Origin of the sequence: Elizabethkingia occulta, assembly GCF_002023715.1 — a bacterium.
GTDB lineage: Bacteria > Bacteroidota > Bacteroidia > Flavobacteriales > Weeksellaceae > Elizabethkingia > Elizabethkingia occulta.
The window spans coordinates 186,995-211,375 of the sequence record NZ_MAHX01000015.1 but is presented as its reverse complement, the minus strand read 5'-3'; the positions used below and the strand labels follow the sequence as shown (position 1 = coordinate 211,375).

Sequence of the window (24,381 nt, the reverse complement as noted above, 5' to 3'; positions counted from 1 at the left end):
AAAATAAAAAGGTGTGCCAGTAGCACACCTTTTGTTATATAAGTTATTAAGAATGATTATTTCTGTTGGAAATAAACTCTTCTGTTAGCTCTGTTTTTCCATTCTGGGCATTTGCTTGCAGGATTACATTCAGGATATTTAAGATCACTCTTACCATGTCCTACTGCATCTAATCTTGAGGACTGAACGCCGTTCTGGATTAAATAGTTCTTCACATTATTAGCTCTTTTCTGAGATAATTTCTGGTTATACTGAACTGTACCTCTTGCATCAGCAGCACCTACAACTGTATATTTAGAACCCATTTCAGATGAGTTAATATAGTTAACAGCACTGTTCAAAATAGCAGTATTAGAAGAAAGAATTCTGTCTGAATTCAAATCAAATTCGATCCCTTCTAAACTTCTTGAAACTTCAGTAACAACCTGATTGTTTGTAGGACATCCATTATTTTCTGGTGGTCCAGGAACAGTAACACACTTATCGTAAAGATCAATTACTCCATCTAAATCTACGTCCAATGCTCTACCAGAACCATCTACTCTTGCTCCTGCAGGAGTATTTAATTCTCTATCCCAGTCATCGCATACACCATCGTTATCAGCGTCTCCTTTCTTACATACTTCTATATCCTGATTTTTGTTTTCTAAGACATCAAGCTTATAATAGATTTCTTGTAATGGATCATGCCAGAATAAATGAGATTCATGTTTTCCGATGTTGTAGGTTAGACCTAATGTTGCATTGATCATATCATTGTTACCAGCTCTTGCAGGATCTACATAGTTTCCTCTTGCACCATCAAAGCCTTTTCCTCCTGTAAGAGAATACATCACTCTTCCTTCTAAATCGAAAGATTTGCTAACTCTGTACTTTAATCCAGTACCTAATTGTGCGTAGAATGAGTTTAATTTAAATGGCTTTACTTCTTTTGTTAAAGATTGGTTATAAGCTGGTCCAGACTCTTGTAAGTAAGATCTGTAAGCAATAGTCCCCACACCTCCGTAAGCATGAAGCGCCCATCTGTATGGAGAATGATTATCTACTCTTCTGAAAAGATTAGAAATATTAACATCTCCCAAGATTGAAATGGCATCATATTGCGTTCTTCCTCCAGGCTGACCACTTGCAACATGGTCTTTGGTATTTACCCAACCTTGTCTTGTCTCTCCTTTGTCATATTGAAGTTTCAAACCGAATGCATGAGTAATAGCTTTGTCTACACTAAAATAAGCTGTCCAGCCAAATAAGTTTTTAGACCCAGATTCATCATGAAGTGAATATAAGCTACCACTTTTCATGATAACAGTACCTGCTCCGGCAGAAATAGACCAATCGTTAAATCTTTTAGATTTGTTTGTGAAAGGAGATACATTAGCTGAACCAGACGTATACGCGTTGGGGTATTGCCCCTGGGCTGCAGATGTTGTAGCGACAGCTGTAGAATCCTGACCGTAAATGGCAACAGGCAATACAAATGCTAAAGCTACACTTGCGAAATTTAGTTTCATAATTCAGTATTTTAAGTTAATAAATGATTTTGTCTTTATAACATTGATGAGAATTCAATATTAATTTTCTGTTTGTGTTTCGTCTTGCTAATCAACTCCCATTTAAGAATACTTATAATTCAAAAGAGATATTCTGCAAAAGTAAAGTTAAAATTTATGTTCAACAGTACTTTATCATACCTTTTTAATATAAAACTCTTTCTTTTCTGCTTAACGTATTTTCAACTTTTCTAACAGTTTTTAACAAATAAACAGACAAAATTTATGTTCTCATTAACAATGCAATATTACAAAAAATATTATTACTGACAAATCTTATACAATTCTTTATTTTATTTGAAAATTCATTAATAAAAGTAATTACGATTTAAAAATTAATAAACAAACTATTATAAAATTATCTATATCACTATTCATAGTGATTAAAAAAAATAGAGTGCACAATTATGTGCACTCTATTTTAGTTTATGATAAAAAATTTACTTTTTCTTTTTAGTTACTTTTTTAACAGTTTTAGTCTTTTTTACAGAAGTATCACTGTAATCTTTTTTAGGAAGATTGTTCCATTCATTCTCATCTACGAATCTTACAGTAACTTTTCTATCTGCCATTCTTTCAGCATCAGATGCCGTAGCAGGTACATTTGCATCAGCAGAACCAACTCCTTTTGATTTAAGAGTACTGGAAGACACTCCTCTAGCTTCTAAAGCTCCAACAACAGCAGCTGCCCTTTCTCTGGAAAGCTTAAGGTTGTATGCTGCACTACCTTTAGCATCTGTATGTCCGGTCAATAGATAATTTCCACCGTTGCTTTTAATAATGTTAGCAGCTACATCTAGTTTTGCACCTGATTCATTTGTTATTGTCGCCTTATTAAAATGGAAATACACATTTTTTAATTCTGTTTCTACTTCCGTTGCAACCTGGTTATTGTCTTTTTTCACAGGACATCCGTTGTTTTCAACTGGTCCAGGAACAGTAACACACTTATCGTAAAGATCGATTACTCCGTCTAAATCTGTATCTAATGCTTTACCAGAACCATCCACTCTTGCTCCTGCAGGAGTATTCAATTCTCTATCCCAATCATCGCATACACCATCATTATCAGCATCTCCTTTCTTACAAACTTCAAGATCCTGATTTTTGTTTTCTAAAACATCAAGTTTGTAATAGATCTCTTGTAATGGATCATGCCAGAATAAATGAGATTCGTGTTTTCCGATGTTATAGGTTAGACCTAGTGTTGCATTGATCATATCATTGTTACCAGCTCTTGCAGGATCTACATAGCTTCCTCTTGCACCATCAAAGCCTTTTCCTCCTGTAAGAGAATACATTACTCTTCCTTCTAAATCAAAGGCCTTGCTAACTCTGTACTTTAATCCAGCACCTAATTGTGCGTAGAATGAGTTTAATTTAAACGGCTTTACTTCTTTTGTTAAAGACTGGTTGTAATCTGTTCCTGGCTCTTGCAAATAAGATCTGTAAGCAATAGTCCCCACACCTCCGTAAGCATGAAGCGCCCATCTGTAAGGAGAATGATTATCTACTCTTCTGAAAAGGTTAGAAACATTAACATCTCCTAAAATTGAAATCGCGTCATATTGCGTTCTTCCTCCAGGCTGACCACTTGCAACATGGTCTTTGGTATTTACCCAACCTTGTCTTGTCTCTCCTTTGTCATATTGAAGTTTCAATCCAAATGCATGAGTAATAGCTTTGTCAACACTAAAATAAGCCGTCCAGCCAAATAAGTTTTTAGACCCAGATTCATCATGAAGTGAATATAAGCTACCACTTTTCATGATAACAGTACCAGCTCCGGCAGAAATCGACCAGTCGTTAAATCTTTTAGATTTGTTAGTAAAAGGAGATACATTGGCAGAACCAGATGTATACGCATTAGGATACTGCCCCTGAGTAGCAGTTGTCTTAGTTACAGCCGTAGAATCCTGGCCATACATTGCAATTGGCAGTACACATGCCAAAGCCACACTAGCAAAATTTAATTTCATAAATCTTGTTTTTAAGTTAATAAATGATTTTTGTGTCAAATAATACTGAATGAGAACTTCAACATTATTTCTTTTCAATATTTGTGTTTAATTCTGTTAATAACTCCTTCGAAAAATCTCTTTCGTATAAGTGTTTCAGATGCGGGATCATTAATTTTTGTGAATAAAATCTAATATTACCAAATTCTACAATATCTATATCAATTATCCTGTCCTCGTAGCCACCTTTTGCAAAAGAGTCTTCTTCTCTTCCCATTTCATGTTCAATTTCTTTAATATTCTTTAGTAACTGAACAGGTGAGAATTGTGTTTTTATTAACACGGCAATATTACAAAAAATATTCTTACTGTCAAATTCGACAGGATCTGTCATCAGTTTTGAAGACCTTGCAATTATACTCCCTAATCTATTATTGATCAACTCTATAGCAATATCAATATTTTTTTCCGGAAAATTAATATTGCTTCCTAGTAACAAAATCACGTTATTTGACGACATATTACAAAAATATACAGTTTTTAAAAAGATGAAAAATTTTTTCAAGACAGTTATGGCCAATATAGTTGCCATATTTATAGTAGGATTCATAGGCATGATAGGATTATTCCTGTTCATCCTCATTTCGTCCATGTCCGGCAAAGGTAGCGTAAATGTTAAAGATAATTCCGTACTAACCATTAATTTAAAAGATAATATTATTGAGTCTACATCGGAGCTTTCCAGTTCGATATTTGATTTAGGAAACGACAGCAGCCTGAAAATTTCCGATATATTAAATGCTATCAAACAAGCAAAAGATGACAAAAAGATATCCGGTATATCTATAGAGACAGACGGAACTACTGCTGGTATCACTCAAATAGATGATATCAGAAAAGCGCTGGAGGATTTCAAAAAGTCAGGAAAGTTTGTCTATGCTTATGGAAATAACGTTTCCCAAAGTTCATATTACCTTTCTACTGTAGCCGATCAGTATTACCTGAATCCAACCGGAGGTGTAGAACTAAAAGGACTCTCTACCGAAGTCGTATTCTTCAAAGATTTATTTGATAAATACGGAATAGGGGCAGATGTTATACGTCACGGAAAATACAAATCTGCTGTGGAACCTTATTTAACTAACAAAATTTCTGATGAAAATAAGGAGCAATTATCATTCTTACTAAATGATTTATGGGGTAACATTTCTAAAAAAATAGAAACTTCCAGAAAGCTGAGCGCCGAAGAATTAAAAACAACTACAGACAGTCTTTATGGTATTATACCTGAATATGCTCTAAAAAGTAAATTGATTGACAAGCTTCTTCAGAAGTCAGAATACGATAATCTTATTAAAGGCAAATTAAAAATTGCAGCCAAAGACGACCTTAATAAAGTATCTATTGGAAATTATATTGAGTATGTAAATAAAAATGCATCCAGCTCTAGTGCTAAAGATCAGGTAGCTGTTCTTTATGCTTCCGGAGAGATTTTCAGTGGAAAAGGAAATACAGGCATTTTCTCTGAAAACTTCATTAAAGAGATAAAAAAGATTGAAAAGAACGACAATGTAAAAGCAGTAGTTCTTAGAATTAATTCTCCCGGAGGAAGTGCTAATGCCAGCGACGAAATTCTTTTTGAATTACAACAGCTAAAAGCTAAGAAACCATTAGTTGTTTCATTTGGAGACTATGCAGCATCCGGAGGTTATTACATTGCTATGGCCGGACAAAAGATTTTCTCAGAAGCCAACACATTAACAGGTTCTATCGGAGTATTCGGATTGGTAATGAACTTTAAAGAACTTGCTAACAAAAACGGACTTCGTTCGGATGTTGTAGCAACTAATGCTAATTCCAAAATGTTCTCCACCATATCTGGCATGACTCCCGGTACAAGAAACATGATGCAGAAAAGCGTTGAACAAACCTATAAGCGTTTTGTTTATTTTGTAACCCAGAACAGAAAGAAAACTTTTGAAGAAATAGATGCTATCGGAGGAGGGCATGTATGGTCCGGAACAAGAGCAAAAGAGCTGGGTCTGGTTGATGAAATAGGCACATTGGATGATGCTGTAAAATATGCTGCAGGGTTAGCTAAAACCAAAGATTTCAGCATCAAAAACTACCCTAAGGATAAGAGTAATTTCGAAAAGTTCTTCGAGAGTATGAACGAAGAAGATATTGCTGCTAAAGCCATAGAAACGAAATTTGGTAAAGAGAATTATCAGTTATTCCAGAAGATCAACAATCCTAATAATAAAGGGGTACAAATGGCACTTCCATATGTACTGAAAATAGAATAGCCATTGTAAAGAATGGATAAAAAGTAAAGGCGGGAAAATTTCCCGCCTTTACTTTTTATTAAACATCAATAATTTCTTACTCCTTATTAGAGACTACCTTACTATAGATAAACAATAGTAGAATTGCACCTCCGATTGAGAACAGCCAGTTTTTGAAACTCCAGAAACTGTCAGCTGCATACCAACCTATCGCACCAGCTATCCAGCGTCCTAAAATAGATCCCAGAATACCAAGAAGAATAGTTACTAACCAGCCTCCCGGATCCTTACCCGGATGTAATGCTTTAGCTATTGCCCCAGCAATAAGTCCAAATACAATATATGTAATCCAGCCCATAATTTTGTGATTTTTAATAGATTATAAAATAGTTTAATTAGCTATCTCAAATTTAGCAGAATTTAATTAAAAACTGCAAATTAATTTTCTTCTCTCTTTTTGAAGAATGAGTCAACAAATTCTGTACCATTAAAAAGCTGCAGATCCTGCATCTTTTCTCCTACACCTATATATTTCACCGGTACCTGGAACTGATCCGAAATACCAATAACGACTCCACCTCTAGCTGTTCCGTCCAGTTTAGTAACTGCCAAAGCTGAAACTTCTGTAGCTGCCGTAAATTGTTTTGCCTGCTCGAAGGCATTTTGTCCTGTAGATCCATCCAATACCAAAAGTACCTCGTGTGGAGCATCAGGAATCACCTTTTGCATAACTCTTTTAATCTTAGAAAGTTCATTCATAAGATTTACCTTATTATGAAGCCTACCTGCTGTATCTATAATTACAACATCTGCATTTTGTGATACTGCAGACTGGACTGTATCGAAAGCAACAGATGCGGGATCAGATCCCATAGCCTGTTTTACAATCGGCACTCCTACTCTTTCAGACCAGATGACCAACTGATCCACTGCAGCAGCCCTAAACGTATCTGCAGCACCAAGAACAACATTTAGTCCTTCAGATTTAAACTGATGAGCAAGTTTTCCAATCGTTGTTGTTTTTCCAACACCATTTACACCCACCACCATTATTACATAAGGCTTTTTAGTCTTATCTATATTCTGCGTTCCGGCATGTGGGTTTTCCAAAAGCAAGCCCGATATTTCTTCACGAAGAATATTGTTAAGCTCTGCTACATTTACATATTTGTCTCTAGCTACTCTGTCTTCAATTCTTCTGATGATTTTCACAGTAGTTTCCACACCTACATCAGATGCAATTAATACCTCTTCCAAATCATCCAGAACTTCATCGTCAACCTTGCTCTTACCAACAACAGCTCTGCTTACCTTATCAAAAAATGACTGACTGGATTTCTCCAATCCTTTGTCTAAAGATTCTTTTTCTTCTTTTCTGAATATTTTTTTAAACCAACTCACTTAGCTAAATATTATTTATTTTTAACAATTGCCGTAACTTCTACTTCTATAAATACATCTTTCCTGAACAGTCCTTTTACTTCTAAAAGAGAACTTGCAGGCGGATTTTTGGTATTAATAAACTGATCTCTGACTTCTCTAAATTCGGCTATTTTAGAAATATCAGTAGTAAAGATTCCTAGCTTTACAATATCATTAAGGCTTGCTCCGCAATGCTCCAAAACAGCACGGATATTCTGAAATACCTGCTGTGTTTGTGTTTTAATATCTGTACCGACAACTTCTCCTTTCTGATTAACAGGAACCTGCCCTGATAAAATAAGCATTTTAGAAGTCCCCAGAGGAACTTCAACTACCTGAGAAAGTCCTTTGATCTGAAATACCGACTCTGTATTTTTAAATTGTATCATTTCAACATTCTTCTGACCAAACACTATCATAAAACCCAGCAATAAACTGAACACTAAAATACGTCTGAGTGATTTCATATCAAATGTTTAATAAAACAAATATATAAAAAAAACTACCTAAATAGGTAGTTTTCTGTATGTTAAGTTCTTAACTTAAATTATTTTTTAAGATATGCATCTACTTCATCAGCGTTCATTACTTTTTCTTCGAAAACGTAAGCGCCGGACTTAGGTGATTTAACCATTTTAACCACTTTAGTCATTTTTTTAGAAGATGTCTGAAGGGTTGCTACAACTTTCTTAGCCATTGTCTTATTATTTTAAGAAGTTATTTAATTTCTTTATGAACAGTATACTTCTTCAAAACAGCGTTGAATTTCTTCAACTCTAATCTTTCAGTTGTATTCTTTTTGTTTTTTGTTGTGATGTATCTTGACATCCCCGGCATTCCGGATTCTTTATGCTCAGTGCACTCTAATATTACCTGCACTCTATTACCTTTCTTTGCCATTTTCTAATTATTTAATAAATCCGTTTCTAGTAGCTCTTTCAATAGCTTCCTCAACACCAATCTTGTTAATAACTCTCAATCCGTGAGCAGATACTTTCAAAGTAACGTGCTTCTCTTGCTCCGGAAGGTAAAATTTCTTTTCCAATAAATTAATCTCAAAGCGTCTTTTGGTCTTATTATTGGCGTGAGAAACGTGGTTCCCGACCATTGCACGCTTACCTGTTATCTGGCAAATTTTTGACATATCTTTAGTCTTTTACTACTTATTCAAATTGAAGTGCAAAATTATGTATTTTTTTTCAAACCCACAAAATTTTATATTTTATTTTCCTGAAAATCTTTTCAGAATACTTATCGTTCACGATATAGTAAGCGGTTACGATGAATATGAAAGTTTAAAATTATCTTCCAAAGTCATCCTGTACCCTTACAATATCATCCTCATCGGACGGATTATTAGCATCTGTATGCTGCCAGATCTCGGCAACTACTCCCCATCCATCTAATCCGATTAAGCGGTGTCTTTCCCCCTGTTCCAGCTTTACCTGATCTTTTGGATTGTATTCTTTTAATTCGCCTTCTTCGTCAGTATTGCTTCTTTTAATGCCTACAACACCATCCACAACCTGCCAAATTTCAGCTCTTCTGTGGTGATACTGCCAGCTTAATCTAGCCTGAGGAGCAACCAAAAGAATTTTAGGACTTAGCTTTCCTCCTATCTTAAGGCTTTCTACATCAATTCCATCAAAATATTGATTAGCGAAATCCTGAGCCTGCTTTTCTTCGATTACAAAAAAGCCTCCCCAAGGTCTGTTATCATCTTTTGCTACAATATTAAACCCTTGTTCTCCAAGTGTTTTTTCTATTCTGTTAAAGATTTCTGTTTTTTCAGTATTCATAATATATTAAATATCTCTGTTATAATTTTTCTGTTGACATAGAGTAAGGAAAATCTTTTTCCTGCGAACCTCTTTCTTTGTTAGGCTGTGCTTTCATATCAAAATTTAACACCGCTCCTTTCATTAATTCCTGGTGATTTAACCAGTTTTTGGAATATGGCTGGTTATTTACCTTTAAAGATTCCACATATATATTTTCCTTGCTGTTCTGTGGTGCTTTAATCTCAATTTTCTTACCATTCTCCAAGTGAATCGTTGCTTCTTTAAACAACGGAGCTCCCAAAACATACTGGTTGGTAGCTGGCGTTACCGGATAGAATCCTAAAGCCGAAAACACATACCATGCAGATGTTTGCCCATTATCCTCATCTCCACAATACCCGTCCGGTGTAGGCTTATACAATTTGTTAATCACCTGACGTGTCCAGTATTGTGTTTTATAAGGGGCACCTGCATAGTTGTATAAATAGATCATATGCTGAATTGGCTGATTACCATGTGCATATTGTCCCATATTCATAATTTGCATCTCACGGATTTCGTGAATTACAGATCCGTAATAAGAATCATCAAAAACGGGTGGTAACGAAAACACCTCATCTAATTTTGCTTCAAACTTCTTTTTACCTCCCATTAACTTAGACAATCCGTCAATATCCTGGAATACCGACCAGGTATAATGCCAGCTGTTACCTTCTGTAAAAGCATCACCCCATTTAAACGGATTAAAAGGAGACTGGAATTTTCCATCTTTATTTTTACCTCTCATCATTCCGGTAGAGGGATCAAAAACATTTTTATAGTTATAAGCTCTTTTCTTAAAAATACTGATTTCAGACTCAGGTTTCCCAAGTGCTTTTCCTAACTGGTAAATTGCAAAATCATCATAAGCATATTCCAATGTACGTGCAGCATTCTCATTAATCTGAACATCATAAGGGACATAGCCTAAAGAGTTATAGTAAGAAACACCTCTTCTTCCGACAGCATCCATGGGTCCTTCATTATTAGCACCATGAACAACAGCTTTCCACAATGTTTCGATATCATAACCTCTAAGCCCTTTTATGTAAGCATCTGCAACCACGGAGGCAGAGTTATTACCAATCATTACATCTGCAAACCCGGGACTGCTCCATTCCGGAAGAAAACCTCCTTCTTTGAACGCATTAGCCAGTCCTTCCTGCATCTCTACATTAATGCTTGGATACACAAGATTCAGAAACGGATACAAAGCCCGGAAGGTATCCCAGAAGCCTGTTCCTGCAAACATTCTTCCGTCTAAGATTTTCCCGTTATAAGGACTCCAGTGTTTTATTTTATTCTGAGCGTCTATTTCATAAAGTTTTTGTGGGAAAAACAAAGTACGGTACATCGCGGAATAAAACGTTCTGTATTGTTCATCTGTTCCGCCTTTCACCTCAATTTTCCCCAATGTTTTGCTCCAGATATCTTTAGCATTGCTTTTTACCTGAGCGAAAGACTGACTTCCAATTTCTCTTTTCAGATTAATTTCGGCTTGCTCGAAGCTGATAAAAGACGATGCTACTTTGGCATAAACAGATTCCTTTGCCTTAAGCTTAAATCCTACAATCGCTCCTGCATGATTACTTGTGATCTCCAACTGATCGTTCACCAGTGCAGTATCTTTCCATGCTGAAGTCAGATCGAAATCTTTATCAAACTGAACAACAAAATAATTTTTGAAATTTTCATATTTACCCGCTGCATATCTGGTTGTATAACCAATAATTTTCTTTTCCTTAGGTAATATTTTAATATATGAACCTTTATCCAGTGCATCAATTACTACGTACGCACTATCTGTTTTAGGAAAATCAAACTTAAAATAAGCAGCTCTTTCTGTTGGTGTAAGTTCTGTAGTGACATCTGCATCTGCCAGATATACGCTATAGGAATAAGGTGTCGCAACCTCAGCTTTATGACTAAACCAGCTGGCTCGTTCCTCTTCTTTGAATTTCGGCTTACCAACTCCCGGCATTATGGCAAATGCTCCATAATCATTCATCCATGGTGATGGTTGATGAGTTTGTTTGAAGCCTTTTATTTTATCTGCATCATAAGTATAAGCCCATCCGTCACCCATTTTTCCGGTTTGTGGTGTCCACAGATTCATTCCCCATGGCAAACCTACTGCCGGATACGTATTTCCATTAGACAGAGAATGTTTAGACTGTGTACCCATCAGGGTATTTACATAATCTACAGGTTTAAGATCTTGTCCAAAGGAGAAATAACTGCAAAGTGACAGAACAGTTATAATAATTTTTTTTCTCATATTTTAACAGTAACAGGTTTTAGTTTTTCATTTTCAAAGCATAACTAGCTGCTCCGAGAATTGCTGCATCTTCAAAAATTTCGGATATCTCAATTTTCAGTTCTACCCGATTCTCTTCAAGAATATGATTTAAACGTTCAGAAAAATAAGGATATGCTTTAGAAATATTGCCTCCGATCACTAAAACTTCAGGATCATAATACTTTACATATTTCAGGATAAATTCCGCAAAAGAATCTGCATATTCATCGAACATTTTGTTCCGAAGTTCCTCCGGTTTATCCAGCAGGTCTTTAGCTCCTGTAATTGTTTCTCCTGTAAGTTCAGCATAACGGTTTACAAACCATCTTGTTGCAAGATAATCCTCACAGATACTTTCATGAAAAGGCGAATTCCACAAATCTTCGTCTGTAGCTACTGTTCCGTTATAAAATGTAGTTCCCAAACCTGTCCCCAGTGTAACACCGAAAATTCTCCCTTGTCCTTGTACACAGCCACCAAATACTTCTCCTTCCAGAAAAGCAGCAGCATCATTAATGAAATGAATCTGATTTTTATTTATTTCCAGACGGTATGCCAGTTCTTCTTTGATATTTACTTCATATATAGAACGAAATTTTCCTTGTAACATCAATGAAATTCCGTTTTCATAATCAAATGGTCCCGGCATCGCTATACCGATACGTAATTCTTCTTTCTTTAAATCTCCGGCAGCTTTTTCAATACCGGAAATCCAGGCTTGAAAAATAGTTTCGGGATCTGCAAAAGAATCCACACGTTCACGGACATAAGTAGGAGTAATAATTTCGTGCTTCTCCGGATCTACCTGCGCTAAGGTAATATGTGATCCGCCTATGTCTATGCCAACTATATTTTGCATTATTTCTTGACTTTATTTTTACTTGATAAATAGATTTGAGACCAAAAATAGATAAACAGAAAACCAAATACAAATAATGCTATTCTATAAATTACATCTCCGTATTTTACATAAGGCGTTTCTCCTTCAAAAATCCCAGCTTTCACCTGAATTGCCCCCTGAGCACCATAAGGAAGATTTTCTATAACATCCCCTCTGACATTGATATGGGCACTTGTACCGCTATTGGCAGCACGCACAACTTCTTTACGTGTTTCTATTGCTCTCAGTTTTGCAAGAGCTAATAATTGTCGGTGTCCGGGCGAATACCCCCACCAGGAATCATTGGTAACAATAGCTAATAGATTAGCTCCATTCTTTACGTATCCTGTTACATATTCTCCATAAACGCTCTCGTAACAAATAATTGGTGCTACTTTAGCCGTATTATAGGGGTTAGAAAATACTTTTCTTTCTTTATCACTTCCCAATGATGCTATTGTTCCGCCAAAATTTAACATAGCTTCACCCAGCAATGGTTTTAGCACTGTTATATACGGAAAACTTTCTACGCCAGGTACGAGTTTGCCTTTGTGATAAGTTTCGATCTTTTGTCCCGGAACAATCTGCAATGCCGTATTATAACTATCGACCCATACACCAACATTTCCTACAAGATAGGCTGTTTCAGAAGCTTTTTCCTCACTTGAGTAAACTTTATAAGTAGAAGCTCCTGTTAGAAATACCGATTGCGGATATTGTTTTGTAAAATCCTGTATACTGTTCAGAACGTGGCTATAGGCAAAACCATTTTCGCTAAGCCCTCCCGAACCTGGAATCGCGGTTTCGGGAGCAATAAAGAAGTCTACTTTACCTTTTGCATTCTTTTTAGCTATATCCAGTAATTCATTTACAATAGTAATACTATCCTTGCTGTATTTTTCTGCATAAGGATCAAGTTCAGGCTGTAACAAGACTGCATTGACTGTTTTATCTGAGGTAAGTTTTATCTGATTGTACTTTACCAGAGATAAACTCAGCGGAATTAATATAATAGCCAGGAAAATTGCTGTATTTTTTATGAGTTCCTTTCTCTTTCTGGTTACCTGGAAAAGTCGGTATGTATAGTATGCAGCAACATTGGCTGTCAGAATCCATAAAGACCCACCGAAGACACCTGTTGTATCGTACCACTGCACCCACTGATGCCAGCCTGCAAATGCATTTCCAAGCGTAAGCCAAGGCCAGCTGAGCTCCCAACTGGTATGAAGTTTCTCAAAACAAATCCATAGGGCTATAAAAAATACTAACCCAAGGTAAGTTCCTATTCTTTTTTTGTAAATATGATAGAACATAAATACCAGCGACATCATTGTAGAATTAAGCAATGTAGGCACTGCTACAGCAATAATAGAATGACTACCGTCCGGCATTAGAGAATTGAATAACCACCACGTTGTCAATACATTCCAGATGAAAAAGCTTAGAAAGCTAAATCCAAATACAGCAAGTTTTTTTCTTTTTACTGTACTGAAATTAGTAAGATGATGCTCCAGCAGCATGAGCGGAACAAAAGCAATGAATATAAATACAGGAATTCCGTGAGCAGGCCACGATATTGCGAACAACAATCCGCTAAGTACGGATAGGGATAAATATTTAAGCATAGATTTTAATCTTCACAAATTTAAAAAACTGTCTGAATTATTTTACCGCAAAGTCTGTAAAGATTTTATGAAATAATTCATTATTTTTCAGGACGTTGATATATTAACGTGAACTCGAAATTGTTTTTCGAACAAAAGATTTATTGTAAAACCGCAAAATCGGTTATTTGTAACTGTTTTTAAAATAAAAAAACATAGTTTTATAGTAAGGAACGCAAAGAATTTTTCATTTCTTATACTCTTTTTAAGGTCGCAAATGGAAATTCGCCAATTCCTTAAAAATTTTACAAATATCAAGACAAAGCTGCTAACACATAGAAAAGTCCGCTAAAAACTTAATTTTCTTAATGCCTGAATGGTGAAAAGATTATCAGGCAGAGCGATCCTGTTTATAGAAAACTTGACGAACCAAGCTATCGAAACCTTTATGTTATACAAACTGCAAAATTGGTTATTTGTAACCGTTTTTATAAAACGAAAAAACATAAAGCCAAAACAACAAAAAGACTGTACAAAAAGGAAATGATAAAAAGCCTTCTCCTTTTTGTACTTCTAAATATTGTTTCTTACCAATTAGTCTGTAATTACTTCTTTCAGAATTTCATAAGACCTGAGCCTTGTTTTATGATCATAAACATTCGTAACAGCCATTAATTCATCGATCTGATATGCTTCAAGGAAGTCATTTAATTTCTTTTGAACTGTTTCCTTACTTCCTATGATACTTAGGGAAAGCATTCGGCGAACCTGCATTGCTTCCATTGGTGACCAAATTGTATCCATATCTTCTACAGGTGGCTGAGCTGGCTTCCTGTCATTCCGGACAAGGTTTACAAATGCCTGGTATAAAGTTGTAGACAAATATTCTGCTTCTTCATCTGTGTCTGCTGCAATGATATTGGTTGCTGCAATAATATAAGGTTCCGGAAATCTATCCGAAGGTTTGTAATTTTCCCGGTAAATCTTAAATGCCATACCCATCTGATCAGGAGCAAAATGTCCGGCAAACGCATAAGGCAAGCCTAATCCAGCAGCCAACCACGCACTATCTGTACTAGATCCCAGTATATAAACGGGAATATTCAAGCCTTCTCCAGGAATGGCTCTTACCTGCCCATTTTTATTTTCTTCCGAGAAATAAGTATGCAATTCTGAAATCTGTCTCGGAAACTGCTCATTAATAATCTGCGGATTCCTTCCCAGCGCCATAGCTGTATAACCATCTGTTCCCGGTGCACGACCAACGCCCAAATCTATCCTTCCCGGATACAAAGACTCTAGTGTACCAAATTGTTCTGCTATAATCAGCGAACTATGATTAGGCAACATTACACCTCCGGAGCCGACACGAATAGTATTTGTTCCCCCTGCAATATAACCTATTAGTACAGAAGTTGCCGAACTGGCAATACTTACCATATTATGATGTTCTGCCAGCCAGAAACGGGTATATCCCAGTTTCTCTACATATCTGGCTAAATCCAGTGAGTTATTTAGTGTTTGTTTAATCGTATTACCATGTGCTATATAAGCCAGATCCAATACCGAGTATTTTAAATTTTGTAAAGTCATTTCTTTAAAATTTTAGATTTAATGCCTGAAATTTTATTTCCTGTTACCTAACTTTTATTTTCGTATTTATGATTGAAATGATTCCACAGAATTCTGATTTCATGAAATTCAAATTCGTCTGGTAATGCTTTCTTCCAGTCCGAAAGATTGTCAAAAGCTTCCTGAAGATATTGGTCTTCAAATATTTTTATTCTTTTTCTGTCAAAGATTCGCTCCATATCGACAAGTCCTAATTCAGCCATCTTTGCAAGATGTCCATATACTGTAGATGTTACCAGCCCTCTTTCTTTAGCAATTTCACCTGGTGTTTTTCCTTCTTCAAACAACTGGAACGTAATAATGTGCGTAGGCTTTTTCATCATTTTAACCGAAGTATCCAGTTCCTTTTCTTTATCAAACAAAGGAATATCCAGCAAATAAGATTCTTTTAGTCTGTCGATATATTCTTCAAGATCATCTATAAAAGATTTCACCTCTTCATTATAGGCCTTTAATCCTTTCACTCCTTTTGTTTCGGAGTAATAATCTTTTAATGGTAGTAAAAACTGTTCTGCCACATTTGTATAAAAGAAATTTACAGCTCCTTTACACTTCTCTTCAATCTCCAGCCATTTGATATTTCCGGCGATGAAACTTTTGGATTTTTGCTGAACAAACTTTTTAAATTTTTCAGATATACCAAAGAGCTTTTCACTTTCTATTTTAAAAATCTGTGAAAGATTTTTCACTTTCTCCTGATCCAGTCCTTTAGTGGAAAGTGCAGATGCCATCCAGGTAATAGAAGAATCCTTCAACCATGCAGCATCTATTGTCATTTGTACCTTGTGCAGTGTATAATCATACTTTTCCTGCTCCAGGATCTGCTCCAGAATATCATTAGCATTGGTAGATTTTTGGAAATTTTCAATCCTGTGATCACTAAATATAACTTCCGGAGTTATTTTCGATTTCAGCACAATTCCTTCCAATGTACGACAACGGCTGAGCGCCACATATACCTGCCCACTGGCAAAAGATTTACCGGCATCTATAATCACACGATCGAAAGTAAGTCCCTGACTCTTATGTATTGTAACAGCCCATGCTAAACGTATTGGATATTGTTCAAAACTCCCCAGTACTTCTTCCTTAATATTCTTTTCTTCGTCCAGAGAATATTTTTTCTGTTCCCAGGTTTCTTTGGTCAGCGTTATTTCCTCTTCTGTACCATCCAGCACAGCTTTTATAACATCTTCATCGATATAAGAAATCTCAGCAAGTTTACCGTTATAAAATTTCTTCTCCGGAGAAGTGTCATTTCTGATAAACATAATCTGAGCACCGACTTTCAGCTCCAAAACTTCTTCGTTGGGAAATTGGCTTTCGCTAAAGCTTCCTACAACAGCTGCTTTGTAAAATTTGGTTTTACCACCGAGTTCAGCCAGCCTTTTCTGGTTTATATTATCAGCTATCCGGTTATGCGAACACAGATATATGTATGCTTCATCCTTAGGCTCAAAATCCGGTTCGTATCGGGAATTTAGTTTTTCAAAATCAAGACCCCGAATATCAGCATCCCGGACTGCATTCAGAATTTCAAGAAACTCTTCATCCTGTTGACGATAAACTTTCATGAGCTCAACCGTCACCAAAGGAACTTCCTGTAATGCTTTAGCCGAGAAGAAAAAAGGTGAATTATAAAATCTGGACAATATCCTTTCCGAATCGTCTCTTACAACTGGTGGCAACTGATACAAATCTCCTATCAACAATAACTGTGCACCTCCAAAAGGTAATTGATTTCTGCGGACATGTCTCAGCGAATGATCCATCATATCCAAAACATCAGCACGCAGCATTGATACCTCATCTATAATAATCAGTTCAATCTCGCGGAACAGTTTTAGTTTGTCTTTTCTGTATTTAAAATGTGGAAAAAGATCGTTAATATTCATCGCCAGATTACGATCGATATGCTCTGTAGTAGGCACAAAAGTTCGTGGCGGAATTGTGAACAACGAATGTATAGTTACTCCTCCTGCATTAATAGCCGCAATACCTGTAGGTGCGACAACGATATGTTTTTTGCGTGTGTTTTTTACAAAATTATTCAGAAAGGTAGTCTTACCAGTTCCTGCTTTACCTGTTAAAAATACGCTTCTGTTTGTATGTTCAAGTAATTCAACGAGTGCCTCCAATGAATGAAAAAGTTTCATCAAAGTTAAGGCATAAAAAAGCGAAAAGCAATCCTTACGGAAATGCTTTTCTGTATTTTTAAATTTTCGGATATAAGCTTTTACCTATTATAAAAGCATATAGAACAAGTAGTAATTATTAATCTTCTTTATACCACGAAGAGTATTTGATATAGTTATTCGATATTCTGTTAATCTCTCCTTCCAATAAGTCTACAGAAACAGATTTTATTTTTTTTGCTGGTACTCCTGCCCAGATTTCCCCGGCTTTTATATGTGTCCCCTGGGTAACAACAGCTCCGGCAGCAACAATCGAATTATTTTCTACGACACAATCGTCCATTACAATGGCTCCCATTCCAATCAATACATTGTCGTGTACCTGGCATCCGTGAACAATTGCATTATGACCAATAGAAACATTGTCACCAATAATGGTTTCTGTCTTTTCGAAAGTACAGTGGATCATTGCATTGTCCTGAATATTTACCTGATTACCTATCCTTATACTGTTTACGTCTCCGCGGATAACTGCATTAAACCATACACTACAGTCTTTACCCATTTTAACATCACCAATTATCGTTGCAGTTTCTGCCAGATAAACATTATCTCCAAACTCCGGTGTTTTCCCCAGTAATTCTTTTATTAAAGCCATAATTTATTTTTTATAAATAAAATCAATCGAAAGAATCGAATACCCGCAAACCTTTATCCATCAACAGTTTGAGCCCTTCACCGATTTTAAGTCTTGTTTAGATTTTTATTACCCACCAATTTACGATATTTTTGTATTCATTTTATTCAAAATAACAATGTATCAAATCTTAATAGAACCTACTGAGAATCCAAAAGTCCTGAAGTTTGTCGCTGGACATACTTTAATTGAAGGCTCTTTGGAACTGGATAGAAATTCTGATATTTCAGAAATTCCTGTTGCCCAGGAATTATTCAACTATCCGTTTATCACTCGTATCTTTATCACAGCCAACTTTATTGCTGTAGCCAAAGAAGATACTGTAGAGTGGGATGTTGTGGCACAAAGTCTTAAAAATGTAATTGAAGATCAGTTGCTGGCTTATCCAAAAATCTTTTTACCAAAGAAAAAAGAACAATACACCTTATACGCTGAGATGACTCCAAATCCTGCGGTAATGAAGTTTGTTTCCAACAAAATTTTACTGGAAGGCTTTCTGGAAATACGTACCCCTGAAGAAGCTACAGATGTTCCTTTAGCCAAAACCATTTTTGAAAAACTAGATTACGTGAAGGAAGTTTTCATCAGTGATAACTTTGTAGCACTTACCAAAATCGACAATGTACAATGGCATGAAGTAATGATGGATGCACGTGGCTTTATAGCAGATTACCTTCAGAATGGAAATCCTATCAGTAATGTTCCTGCACATCAGCATGAAAATCCGGTACAAAAAATCATTAATCGTGATTATACTGACGATGAACAAAAAATCAGTGATATCCTTAATGAATATGTATCTCCTGCTGTAGAAAATGATGGTGGAAAAATTTCTTTAATTGAATACGATAAAGAAAGCAAAACCGCAAGAATGTTATTACAGGGAGCATGTAGCGGATGTCCTTCTTCTACAGCGACATTGAAAAACGGAATTGAAGGAATTCTGAAACAGTTTGTTCCTGAACTTGTGAACAACGTAGAAGCTGTTAACGGATAATTCTCTATTACAAACACCAATAATAAAAAACTTGTGAGTAACCCTCAGACTTCGAATATTAAAAAAGGAATTTTACTGGTTAACCTTGGCTCGCCAAAGTCTACATCTGTAAAAGATGTAACAGAATATCTTGATGAGTTTCTGATGGATGAAAGAGTAATTGACATCAGATGGCTGTTCAGGTCTTTATTGGTACAGGGAATTATTCTGAAAACCCGTCCAAAAAAGTCCGCAGAAGCTTACAAAACAGTTTGGACCGATCAGGGATCACCATTAATTGTAATCTCGGAACAGATACAAAAAAAGCTTCAGCAGGTAGTAGATGTTCCTGTAGCATTGGGTATGCGGTATGCACAACCCTCTATTGAAAAAGGAATCCAGGATCTTGTGGATCAAGGAGTAAACGAAATCATTCTCTTTCCTTTATACCCACAATATGCTATGAGTACTACCGAAACAGTTAGTGTAAAAGCTGAAGAGGTAAGAAAGAAAAAATTTCCTGATGTAAAGATTAAATATGTAAAGCCTTTTTACAACCGCGATATTTACATAAATGTGTTGGCTGATAGCATCAGAAAACAATTGCCTGAGACGTTTGACAAACTTCAGTTTTCTTATCATGGTGTACCGGAAAGGCATATTTATAAAACTGATCCAACACAAACCTGTAATCTTGAGAATTGCAGAACCGAGGGACACCATCACTTCAATGAATACTGTTATCTGAATCATTGCTATGAAACGACCCGATTAGTTCGTGAAAAATTAGGATTAGCAGAGGATAAAGTAATCCTTACTTTCCAGTCACGATTGGGAAAAGATCCATGGATTCAGCCTTATACCGATGCTACCCTGGAAAACCTTCCTAAACAAGGAGTAAAAGACCTGGCAGTAGTATGTCCGGCTTTTGTTTCAGACTGTCTGGAAACGCTTGAAGAGATTTCCGAAGAAGGGAAAGAAATCTTCGAACACGCAGGTGGAAAATCCTTTTCCTATATTCCTTGTCTAAATGACAATGATGAATGGATACAGGTAATGAAAGAACTTTGTGAAGAATTATATTAATATAAATTGTTGAAAAAAATACCTGAATTATCTTCAGGTATTTTTTTTTATTTAGGCTAATAATCTGCCCGCATTAGAAATGTCGAATTAGAATTAAGTTCTATTCCTTTATCTTTTCCGACAATCACAGTTCCGCCGATATTGGCAAGATAATTTCCAAAGGCGCAATTAGGCTCGAATGCAAAGCACATTCCTGGCTGCAATACAATATCCCGTCCGGGGTTTGGCAACCTTCCTGCATTTCCATAATTTTTAGCATGTGGAAGAGATTCTATTCCCGGTGCTGTACCAAAGCCAATAGGTCCGTAAGGATTAATACTATGAATAAGCGGATGCACATGCCATCCTTTAGCCGCTAGTAAAGGTTTTTCCATCGCATCAACTACTTCTCCGAAAGTCACACCCTCTTTTAAATTTTCTACACCAATTTCATAACATTCCCGGGCTACCTCAGCTGCCCTTTCGATATCCGAATGAACTTTCCCAACTGCAACTGCAGCCTGATGCTGAGTTTCATACATTCCATATAGTGCAAATATCTCAGACAATACAATATCTCCTTCCTGTATAATTCTTGGAGCCTGCGAGCGGTATTGCCATGCTGGTGGTCCCCATCCAATATATTCAGGTCCTGAACCTAACAAAATCTCCGCAGTAAAACCTCCCATGGAAATACAGGCCGCTGTAATGGCTGCAGCAACTTCAGCCTCACTTACTCCCGGCTTTATTGTTTTTCGCATGGCCTCACTCATCTCTTCACCTATATGTGCTGCATATTTTATCAACGACAGTTCTTCTTCACTTTTCACGGATGTAAGCTTAAAAAAATCTAAGAATACCGGTTTTAATACTGCTTTAGGAAAAAGCGCTGTTATACCTTTCCATGTACGATGTGGCATTGCTCCATCAAAATAAAATGGTGGATATGGTTCTAATCCTATAATACCAATTTGTGGGGTTTCACCAAGTCCGATATTCTTCAATATTTGTCCGATATATTCTCCGGTTTTGCCTACATAAATCTGATCAGGAGATATCCACTGCTGATCCCCACGCGACATAGCCTGCATATGATCTGCTATCATCATAGGGGCAAAAGTTACAACTACCGGTTTTTCTTCTTGATGAAATATTACAACTGAGCCCAGACGATCATTTGTAAAGTAGTGATCGATGCAAAAAGGTGCCGGAGCCGCAGACTCGCGATCTCCATAAATAATCAGTGTATCCAGATTATTATTTTTCATAATTTCTCTCGCCAGTTGCCAGCGGCGATCACGTTCTGCAAAAGATAAAGGTGCAGGAATTGACATTGTTGTTCTCATAATTTTATACTTGAATTAATAAGAACAAAGTACGTTACATAGGTACAGAGAATTACTGCTCATTATTTTGTAATAATGTGCAATATGTTCGTATTTCTACATTTAACATCATAATTAGTCATACATTGCATACAATATGTACTACAAGACACTAATTGATAATTACAGCATTCCTTTTGTTGCTTCGGAATTCGGAATTAAAACCATTACAGGAATAGCTATAAATAAATCTCCTGATGATGTACGAAAGCACCTGACCAAGCATCCACACTTTGTAGACGGGTTTATTTGCGCAATATGTATAAGGGGAAAAGCCAGACTTAGGATAAATTTTCAGGAACAGGAACTAAAATCCGGTACTATTATGATTATTCTGCCTGATACAATGCTGGAGCCTCTAGATATTTCGGATGATCTGTATATTGATACCTTATTTTTTTCTTATGATCTGATGTCGGATGAATCTCTTATAAATGAGTTTGATACATTTCAGAAAATCAGATTATGTCCTTGCATAATACCCCAAAAGGGTACTTTTGAAATTTTCAGAGATTATCATGCCTTCATAAGCAAGTTGTTTTTTAGAGATAATGATCCGGATAAATATAAAAAAATAAGGTATCTGATTTTGGCTCTGGTAAATGAAATTAAATCAGTATACATTTCTGAGCAACCATCGAATAAAGCATATCAAAAATCTGAATCATTAGCAAACCGCTTTTTACAATTACTCTTTGTACATCATAAACAAGAACGCAGTGTTAATTTTTATGCAGACAAAGCCTGTTTAACGCCCAGATATTTCACGACTGAGATTAGAAAAAGTACAGGAAAACCTGCTCTTACATGGATCAATGAAGTCGCTATTGCACATGCAAAATCATTGCTGGTTGTTCAAAAGAGAACAGTCAAAGAAATCGCAGAAGAGTTGAATTTCACCGATGCATCCATGTTTTGTAGATTTTTTAAGCGGCATACAGGTCTTACCCCCTCAGAATACAGGCAGACTATTCGTTAATAAATTTACTACAACATTATTTTTCCACAGGACTATGGATAACTAACTTTATAATTAAGCTCTATAGGATTGTTCGTTTCTCTTATTTTTTTCTGCTCGGATAAAGTCAAGTCTTTATAATCAATTTGCTGTACATTACCATGTTCATCTGTTACTCTTAGTTTCGATTGTCCGGCTTTATATTCTTTGAAAGGATCATTGTAATACTCTTTTGCCAGTTTCTGAAACTGTGCCCATGTCAATACAAGACCTTTTCCTCTCTGAAAAAGTTGTTTTCCGCTTTTTTTAATTTCTGTAAGTGCAAACTGGTAATCTTTCTTTTCGTCTTCTATTTTTACAATAAGCCCGGGAAGGCCACTAAAAACATATGGTCCGTCTAAAATCGGAATTTCTGTTGAGAACCATGCCTTCCAGTTCCTGCCTCCGTAATTGGCAGTAGCTTTTTGCACAACAAGCTCTCCTACTTTGTCTTTATCTGGTAATATCTTCCACTGTAGATTTTCTTTTATTGGTATAGTATAAAGCTCTCTTGCATTCTGTACATTTTTAAAGGTTTCTTTCGTTTTCAGATTTTTAGAAATATACAGCTGATTCCCAAATCCTATATCAAACCATGACCATCTTCCTGCATTTGAAAAAATCGAATCTGTTTCTTTTTGCTTATCGGTTCTGAAAACTGATTGCTGATCCATAATATCCAGATTCATTTTCAAAGTTGTAATACTATCTTTATCCCGATTGCTCTTGTATTTTACCTCATAAACAAACGTCCTGAGTTGAGCGGAAATACTCAGAAACAATACAGAAAAAGCAAGTAATAATAGTTTTTTTATAGTCATCATATTTTTATTTGTAATCGTTTTTATAATTGAGCTCTATAGGATTATTGGTATCCCGAATATGCTTCTGTACAGTGGGTGTCATTTCAGTAAATGTTGTTCTTACCGGATTTCCATGTCCATCATCTTTGGCAATAGGTACATTAGCCATCCTTGCTTCTGTATAAGGATCATTATAATAATTCATCATTAGTTTTTTAAATGTTGGATAATCAACCTTTAAGCCTCTTTTTTTTAAATAAAGGTCTCCCATATTTTTCTTTATTGCTTTTAGTGTAAAATCATAATCATCTCTGCTATCTTTTACCTTTACTATTAACCCTGGTAATCCATTAAAAACATAAGGACCTTCTGTAATCGGGATTTCTGCAGTGAACCATGCCGTCCAGTTTCTTCCACCATAGTTAACCTCAGCTTTCTGTACTTCAAAATCCCCTATTTTGTCTTTATCCGGTAGAATTTTCCAGTCGAGTTTTTCGGTTATCTTCACATCATAATAAGTCTTAAGAAGTGTTCGATAGAATTTACTAATCTCATTTTTGTCTCCATCTTTTATAACATAAATTTGATTCTCCAAATTTAAATTCGTAGCATATCCGTATTTTCCATTTGCAAGTAATGAGTCCGATTTCTTTTCATCTTCAGTCCTGAAAACAGATTGCTGGTTTACAATATCAAGTGTAAATATTTCTTTCTTTTTGTCATCCTTCTTATCACTATACCTATAATCCAGTTGATATACAAAAGTTTTATTCTGTGCGAAGAGGCATAGCGCTGCCAAAACAAGAAGAAATCCTGGTAGTCGTTTTTTCATATTATTAAATATTCTAAATAGTACTTTTCACGGTGAACCGA

23 protein-coding genes are annotated in these 24,381 nt (G+C 35.9%); 4 read left to right on the top strand and 19 right to left on the bottom strand.

Annotated elements, in window-relative coordinates; translation table 11 throughout:
- Positions 1-56: 56 nt before the first annotated feature.
- From BAZ10_RS10475 to folK, 3 genes are all read right to left on the bottom strand, one after another.
- A complete protein-coding gene (locus BAZ10_RS10475) occupies positions 57-1,511 on the bottom strand; it encodes an OmpA family protein (protein WP_078772006.1) in 1,455 nt (484 codons plus the stop codon).
- Between the two features lie 479 nt (positions 1,512-1,990).
- On the bottom strand, positions 1,991-3,529 hold the full coding sequence (locus BAZ10_RS10470; protein ID WP_078772048.1) for an OmpA family protein: 1,539 nt from the start codon (positions 3,527-3,529) through the stop codon (positions 1,991-1,993).
- A gap of 64 nt (positions 3,530-3,593) precedes the next feature.
- Positions 3,594-4,028 carry a 2-amino-4-hydroxy-6-hydroxymethyldihydropteridine diphosphokinase gene (gene folK / locus BAZ10_RS10465; RefSeq protein WP_078772005.1) on the bottom strand — a complete coding sequence of 145 codons (435 nt, stop codon included), beginning with the start codon at positions 4,026-4,028 and terminating at the stop codon, positions 3,594-3,596.
- Between the two features lie 28 nt (positions 4,029-4,056).
- Here folK and sppA point away from each other — a divergent pair, with 28 nt between their 5' ends.
- Complete coding sequence (sppA, locus tag BAZ10_RS10460) at positions 4,057-5,814, top strand: signal peptide peptidase SppA (protein ID WP_078772004.1); 1,758 nt, start codon at positions 4,057-4,059, stop codon at positions 5,812-5,814.
- A gap of 76 nt (positions 5,815-5,890) precedes the next feature.
- Here the strand turns inward: sppA and BAZ10_RS10455 are convergent, their stop codons facing one another.
- From BAZ10_RS10455 to BAZ10_RS10395, 13 genes are all read right to left on the bottom strand, one after another.
- A complete protein-coding gene (locus BAZ10_RS10455; RefSeq protein WP_078772003.1) occupies positions 5,891-6,151 on the bottom strand; it encodes a GlsB/YeaQ/YmgE family stress response membrane protein in 261 nt (86 codons plus the stop codon).
- Between the two features lie 80 nt (positions 6,152-6,231).
- Positions 6,232-7,194, bottom strand: coding sequence for a signal recognition particle-docking protein FtsY (gene ftsY, locus BAZ10_RS10450; protein ID WP_078772002.1), 963 nt, complete (start codon positions 7,192-7,194; stop codon positions 6,232-6,234).
- Between the two features lie 11 nt (positions 7,195-7,205).
- Positions 7,206-7,682 carry a RidA family protein gene (locus tag BAZ10_RS10445; RefSeq protein ID WP_245803793.1) on the bottom strand — a complete coding sequence of 159 codons (477 nt, stop codon included), beginning with the start codon at positions 7,680-7,682 and terminating at the stop codon, positions 7,206-7,208.
- Positions 7,683-7,762: 80 nt separating this feature from the next.
- A complete protein-coding gene (locus BAZ10_RS10440) occupies positions 7,763-7,912 on the bottom strand; it encodes a DUF4295 family protein (RefSeq protein ID WP_009085754.1) in 150 nt (49 codons plus the stop codon).
- Positions 7,913-7,932: 20 nt separating this feature from the next.
- Positions 7,933-8,115, bottom strand: coding sequence for a 50S ribosomal protein L33 (gene rpmG / locus BAZ10_RS10435; protein WP_009085751.1), 183 nt, complete (start codon positions 8,113-8,115; stop codon positions 7,933-7,935).
- A gap of 7 nt (positions 8,116-8,122) precedes the next feature.
- A complete protein-coding gene (rpmB, locus tag BAZ10_RS10430; protein WP_009085749.1) occupies positions 8,123-8,359 on the bottom strand; it encodes a 50S ribosomal protein L28 in 237 nt (78 codons plus the stop codon).
- A gap of 157 nt (positions 8,360-8,516) precedes the next feature.
- Positions 8,517-9,014, bottom strand: coding sequence for a cupin domain-containing protein (locus BAZ10_RS10425; protein WP_078772001.1), 498 nt, complete (start codon positions 9,012-9,014; stop codon positions 8,517-8,519).
- 19 nt (positions 9,015-9,033) lie between these two features.
- On the bottom strand, positions 9,034-11,313 hold the full coding sequence (locus BAZ10_RS10420) for a GH92 family glycosyl hydrolase (protein ID WP_078772000.1): 2,280 nt from the start codon (positions 11,311-11,313) through the stop codon (positions 9,034-9,036).
- A gap of 19 nt (positions 11,314-11,332) precedes the next feature.
- A complete protein-coding gene (locus BAZ10_RS10415) occupies positions 11,333-12,193 on the bottom strand; it encodes an ROK family protein (RefSeq protein WP_078771999.1) in 861 nt (286 codons plus the stop codon).
- Complete coding sequence (gene lnt, locus BAZ10_RS10410) at positions 12,193-13,839, bottom strand: apolipoprotein N-acyltransferase (protein ID WP_078771998.1); 1,647 nt, start codon at positions 13,837-13,839, stop codon at positions 12,193-12,195. The genes BAZ10_RS10415 and lnt overlap by 1 nt, the downstream gene beginning before the upstream one ends.
- A gap of 573 nt (positions 13,840-14,412) precedes the next feature.
- Entirely contained in the window at positions 14,413-15,411 is a 999-nt protein-coding gene (locus BAZ10_RS10405; protein WP_078771997.1) for an LLM class flavin-dependent oxidoreductase, read from the bottom strand.
- A gap of 47 nt (positions 15,412-15,458) precedes the next feature.
- A complete protein-coding gene (locus BAZ10_RS10400; protein ID WP_078771996.1) occupies positions 15,459-17,606 on the bottom strand; it encodes a helix-turn-helix domain-containing protein in 2,148 nt (715 codons plus the stop codon).
- A gap of 118 nt (positions 17,607-17,724) precedes the next feature.
- The gene (locus BAZ10_RS10395; RefSeq protein ID WP_078771995.1) at positions 17,725-18,243 is read right to left on the bottom strand and encodes a gamma carbonic anhydrase family protein; all 519 of its coding nucleotides are present in this window, start codon (positions 18,241-18,243) and stop codon (positions 17,725-17,727) included.
- 157 nt (positions 18,244-18,400) lie between these two features.
- On the opposite strand from BAZ10_RS10395, the gene BAZ10_RS10390 reads away from it, so the two are divergent.
- On the top strand, positions 18,401-19,279 hold the full coding sequence (locus BAZ10_RS10390; RefSeq protein ID WP_024564724.1) for a NifU family protein: 879 nt from the start codon (positions 18,401-18,403) through the stop codon (positions 19,277-19,279).
- A 33-nt stretch (positions 19,280-19,312) separates the two neighbouring features.
- Positions 19,313-20,344: a ferrochelatase gene (gene hemH / locus BAZ10_RS10385; protein WP_078771994.1), complete on the top strand. Its 1,032-nt coding sequence runs from the start codon at positions 19,313-19,315 to the stop codon at positions 20,342-20,344.
- A 56-nt stretch (positions 20,345-20,400) separates the two neighbouring features.
- Here hemH and BAZ10_RS10380 read toward each other — a convergent pair whose 3' ends face one another.
- Positions 20,401-21,669: a M24 family metallopeptidase gene (locus tag BAZ10_RS10380; protein ID WP_078771993.1), complete on the bottom strand. Its 1,269-nt coding sequence runs from the start codon at positions 21,667-21,669 to the stop codon at positions 20,401-20,403.
- A gap of 136 nt (positions 21,670-21,805) precedes the next feature.
- Here BAZ10_RS10380 and BAZ10_RS10375 point away from each other — a divergent pair, with 136 nt between their 5' ends.
- Positions 21,806-22,687, top strand: a complete 882-nt coding sequence (locus BAZ10_RS10375) for an AraC family transcriptional regulator (protein ID WP_078771992.1) — start codon at positions 21,806-21,808, stop codon at positions 22,685-22,687.
- Between the two features lie 32 nt (positions 22,688-22,719).
- Here the strand turns inward: BAZ10_RS10375 and BAZ10_RS10370 are convergent, their stop codons facing one another.
- Together BAZ10_RS10370 and BAZ10_RS10365 are read right to left on the bottom strand one after the other, a co-directional pair.
- Complete coding sequence (locus BAZ10_RS10370; protein WP_078771991.1) at positions 22,720-23,529, bottom strand: GLPGLI family protein; 810 nt, start codon at positions 23,527-23,529, stop codon at positions 22,720-22,722.
- 4 nt (positions 23,530-23,533) lie between these two features.
- Positions 23,534-24,340 (bottom strand): GLPGLI family protein, encoded by an 807-nt coding sequence (locus BAZ10_RS10365; RefSeq protein ID WP_078771990.1) that lies wholly within the window; start codon positions 24,338-24,340, stop codon positions 23,534-23,536.
- Between the last annotated feature and the right edge of the window lie 41 nt (positions 24,341-24,381).

What these genes read in the sequence shown, in the direction of transcription:
- BAZ10_RS10475 (WP_078772006.1), bottom strand. Translation starts at nt 1,511, where the DNA reads ATGAAACTAAATTTCGCAAGTGTAGCTTTAGCATTTGTATTGCCTGTT.
- BAZ10_RS10470 (WP_078772048.1), bottom strand. Translation starts at nt 3,529, where the DNA reads ATGAAATTAAATTTTGCTAGTGTGGCTTTGGCATGTGTACTGCCAATT.
- folK (WP_078772005.1), bottom strand. Translation starts at nt 4,028, where the DNA reads ATGTCGTCAAATAACGTGATTTTGTTACTAGGAAGCAATATTAATTTT.
- sppA (WP_078772004.1), top strand. Translation starts at nt 4,057, where the DNA reads ATGAAAAATTTTTTCAAGACAGTTATGGCCAATATAGTTGCCATATTT.
- BAZ10_RS10455 (WP_078772003.1), bottom strand. Translation starts at nt 6,151, where the DNA reads ATGGGCTGGATTACATATATTGTATTTGGACTTATTGCTGGGGCAATA.
- BAZ10_RS10445 (WP_245803793.1), bottom strand. Translation starts at nt 7,682, where the DNA reads ATGAAATCACTCAGACGTATTTTAGTGTTCAGTTTATTGCTGGGTTTT.
- BAZ10_RS10440 (WP_009085754.1), bottom strand. Translation starts at nt 7,912, where the DNA reads ATGGCTAAGAAAGTTGTAGCAACCCTTCAGACATCTTCTAAAAAAATG.
- rpmG (WP_009085751.1), bottom strand. Translation starts at nt 8,115, where the DNA reads ATGGCAAAGAAAGGTAATAGAGTGCAGGTAATATTAGAGTGCACTGAG.
- rpmB (WP_009085749.1), bottom strand. Translation starts at nt 8,359, where the DNA reads ATGTCAAAAATTTGCCAGATAACAGGTAAGCGTGCAATGGTCGGGAAC.
- BAZ10_RS10425 (WP_078772001.1), bottom strand. Translation starts at nt 9,014, where the DNA reads ATGAATACTGAAAAAACAGAAATCTTTAACAGAATAGAAAAAACACTT.
- BAZ10_RS10420 (WP_078772000.1), bottom strand. Translation starts at nt 11,313, where the DNA reads ATGAGAAAAAAAATTATTATAACTGTTCTGTCACTTTGCAGTTATTTC.
- BAZ10_RS10415 (WP_078771999.1), bottom strand. Translation starts at nt 12,193, where the DNA reads ATGCAAAATATAGTTGGCATAGACATAGGCGGATCACATATTACCTTA.
- lnt (WP_078771998.1), bottom strand. Translation starts at nt 13,839, where the DNA reads ATGCTTAAATATTTATCCCTATCCGTACTTAGCGGATTGTTGTTCGCA.
- BAZ10_RS10405 (WP_078771997.1), bottom strand. Translation starts at nt 15,411, where the DNA reads ATGACTTTACAAAATTTAAAATACTCGGTATTGGATCTGGCTTATATA.
- BAZ10_RS10400 (WP_078771996.1), bottom strand. Translation starts at nt 17,606, where the DNA reads ATGAAACTTTTTCATTCATTGGAGGCACTCGTTGAATTACTTGAACAT.
- BAZ10_RS10395 (WP_078771995.1), bottom strand. Translation starts at nt 18,243, where the DNA reads ATGGCTTTAATAAAAGAATTACTGGGGAAAACACCGGAGTTTGGAGAT.
- BAZ10_RS10390 (WP_024564724.1), top strand. Translation starts at nt 18,401, where the DNA reads ATGTATCAAATCTTAATAGAACCTACTGAGAATCCAAAAGTCCTGAAG.
- BAZ10_RS10380 (WP_078771993.1), bottom strand. Translation starts at nt 21,669, where the DNA reads ATGAGAACAACAATGTCAATTCCTGCACCTTTATCTTTTGCAGAACGT.
- BAZ10_RS10375 (WP_078771992.1), top strand. Translation starts at nt 21,806, where the DNA reads ATGTACTACAAGACACTAATTGATAATTACAGCATTCCTTTTGTTGCT.
- BAZ10_RS10370 (WP_078771991.1), bottom strand. Translation starts at nt 23,529, where the DNA reads ATGATGACTATAAAAAAACTATTATTACTTGCTTTTTCTGTATTGTTT.
- BAZ10_RS10365 (WP_078771990.1), bottom strand. Translation starts at nt 24,340, where the DNA reads ATGAAAAAACGACTACCAGGATTTCTTCTTGTTTTGGCAGCGCTATGC.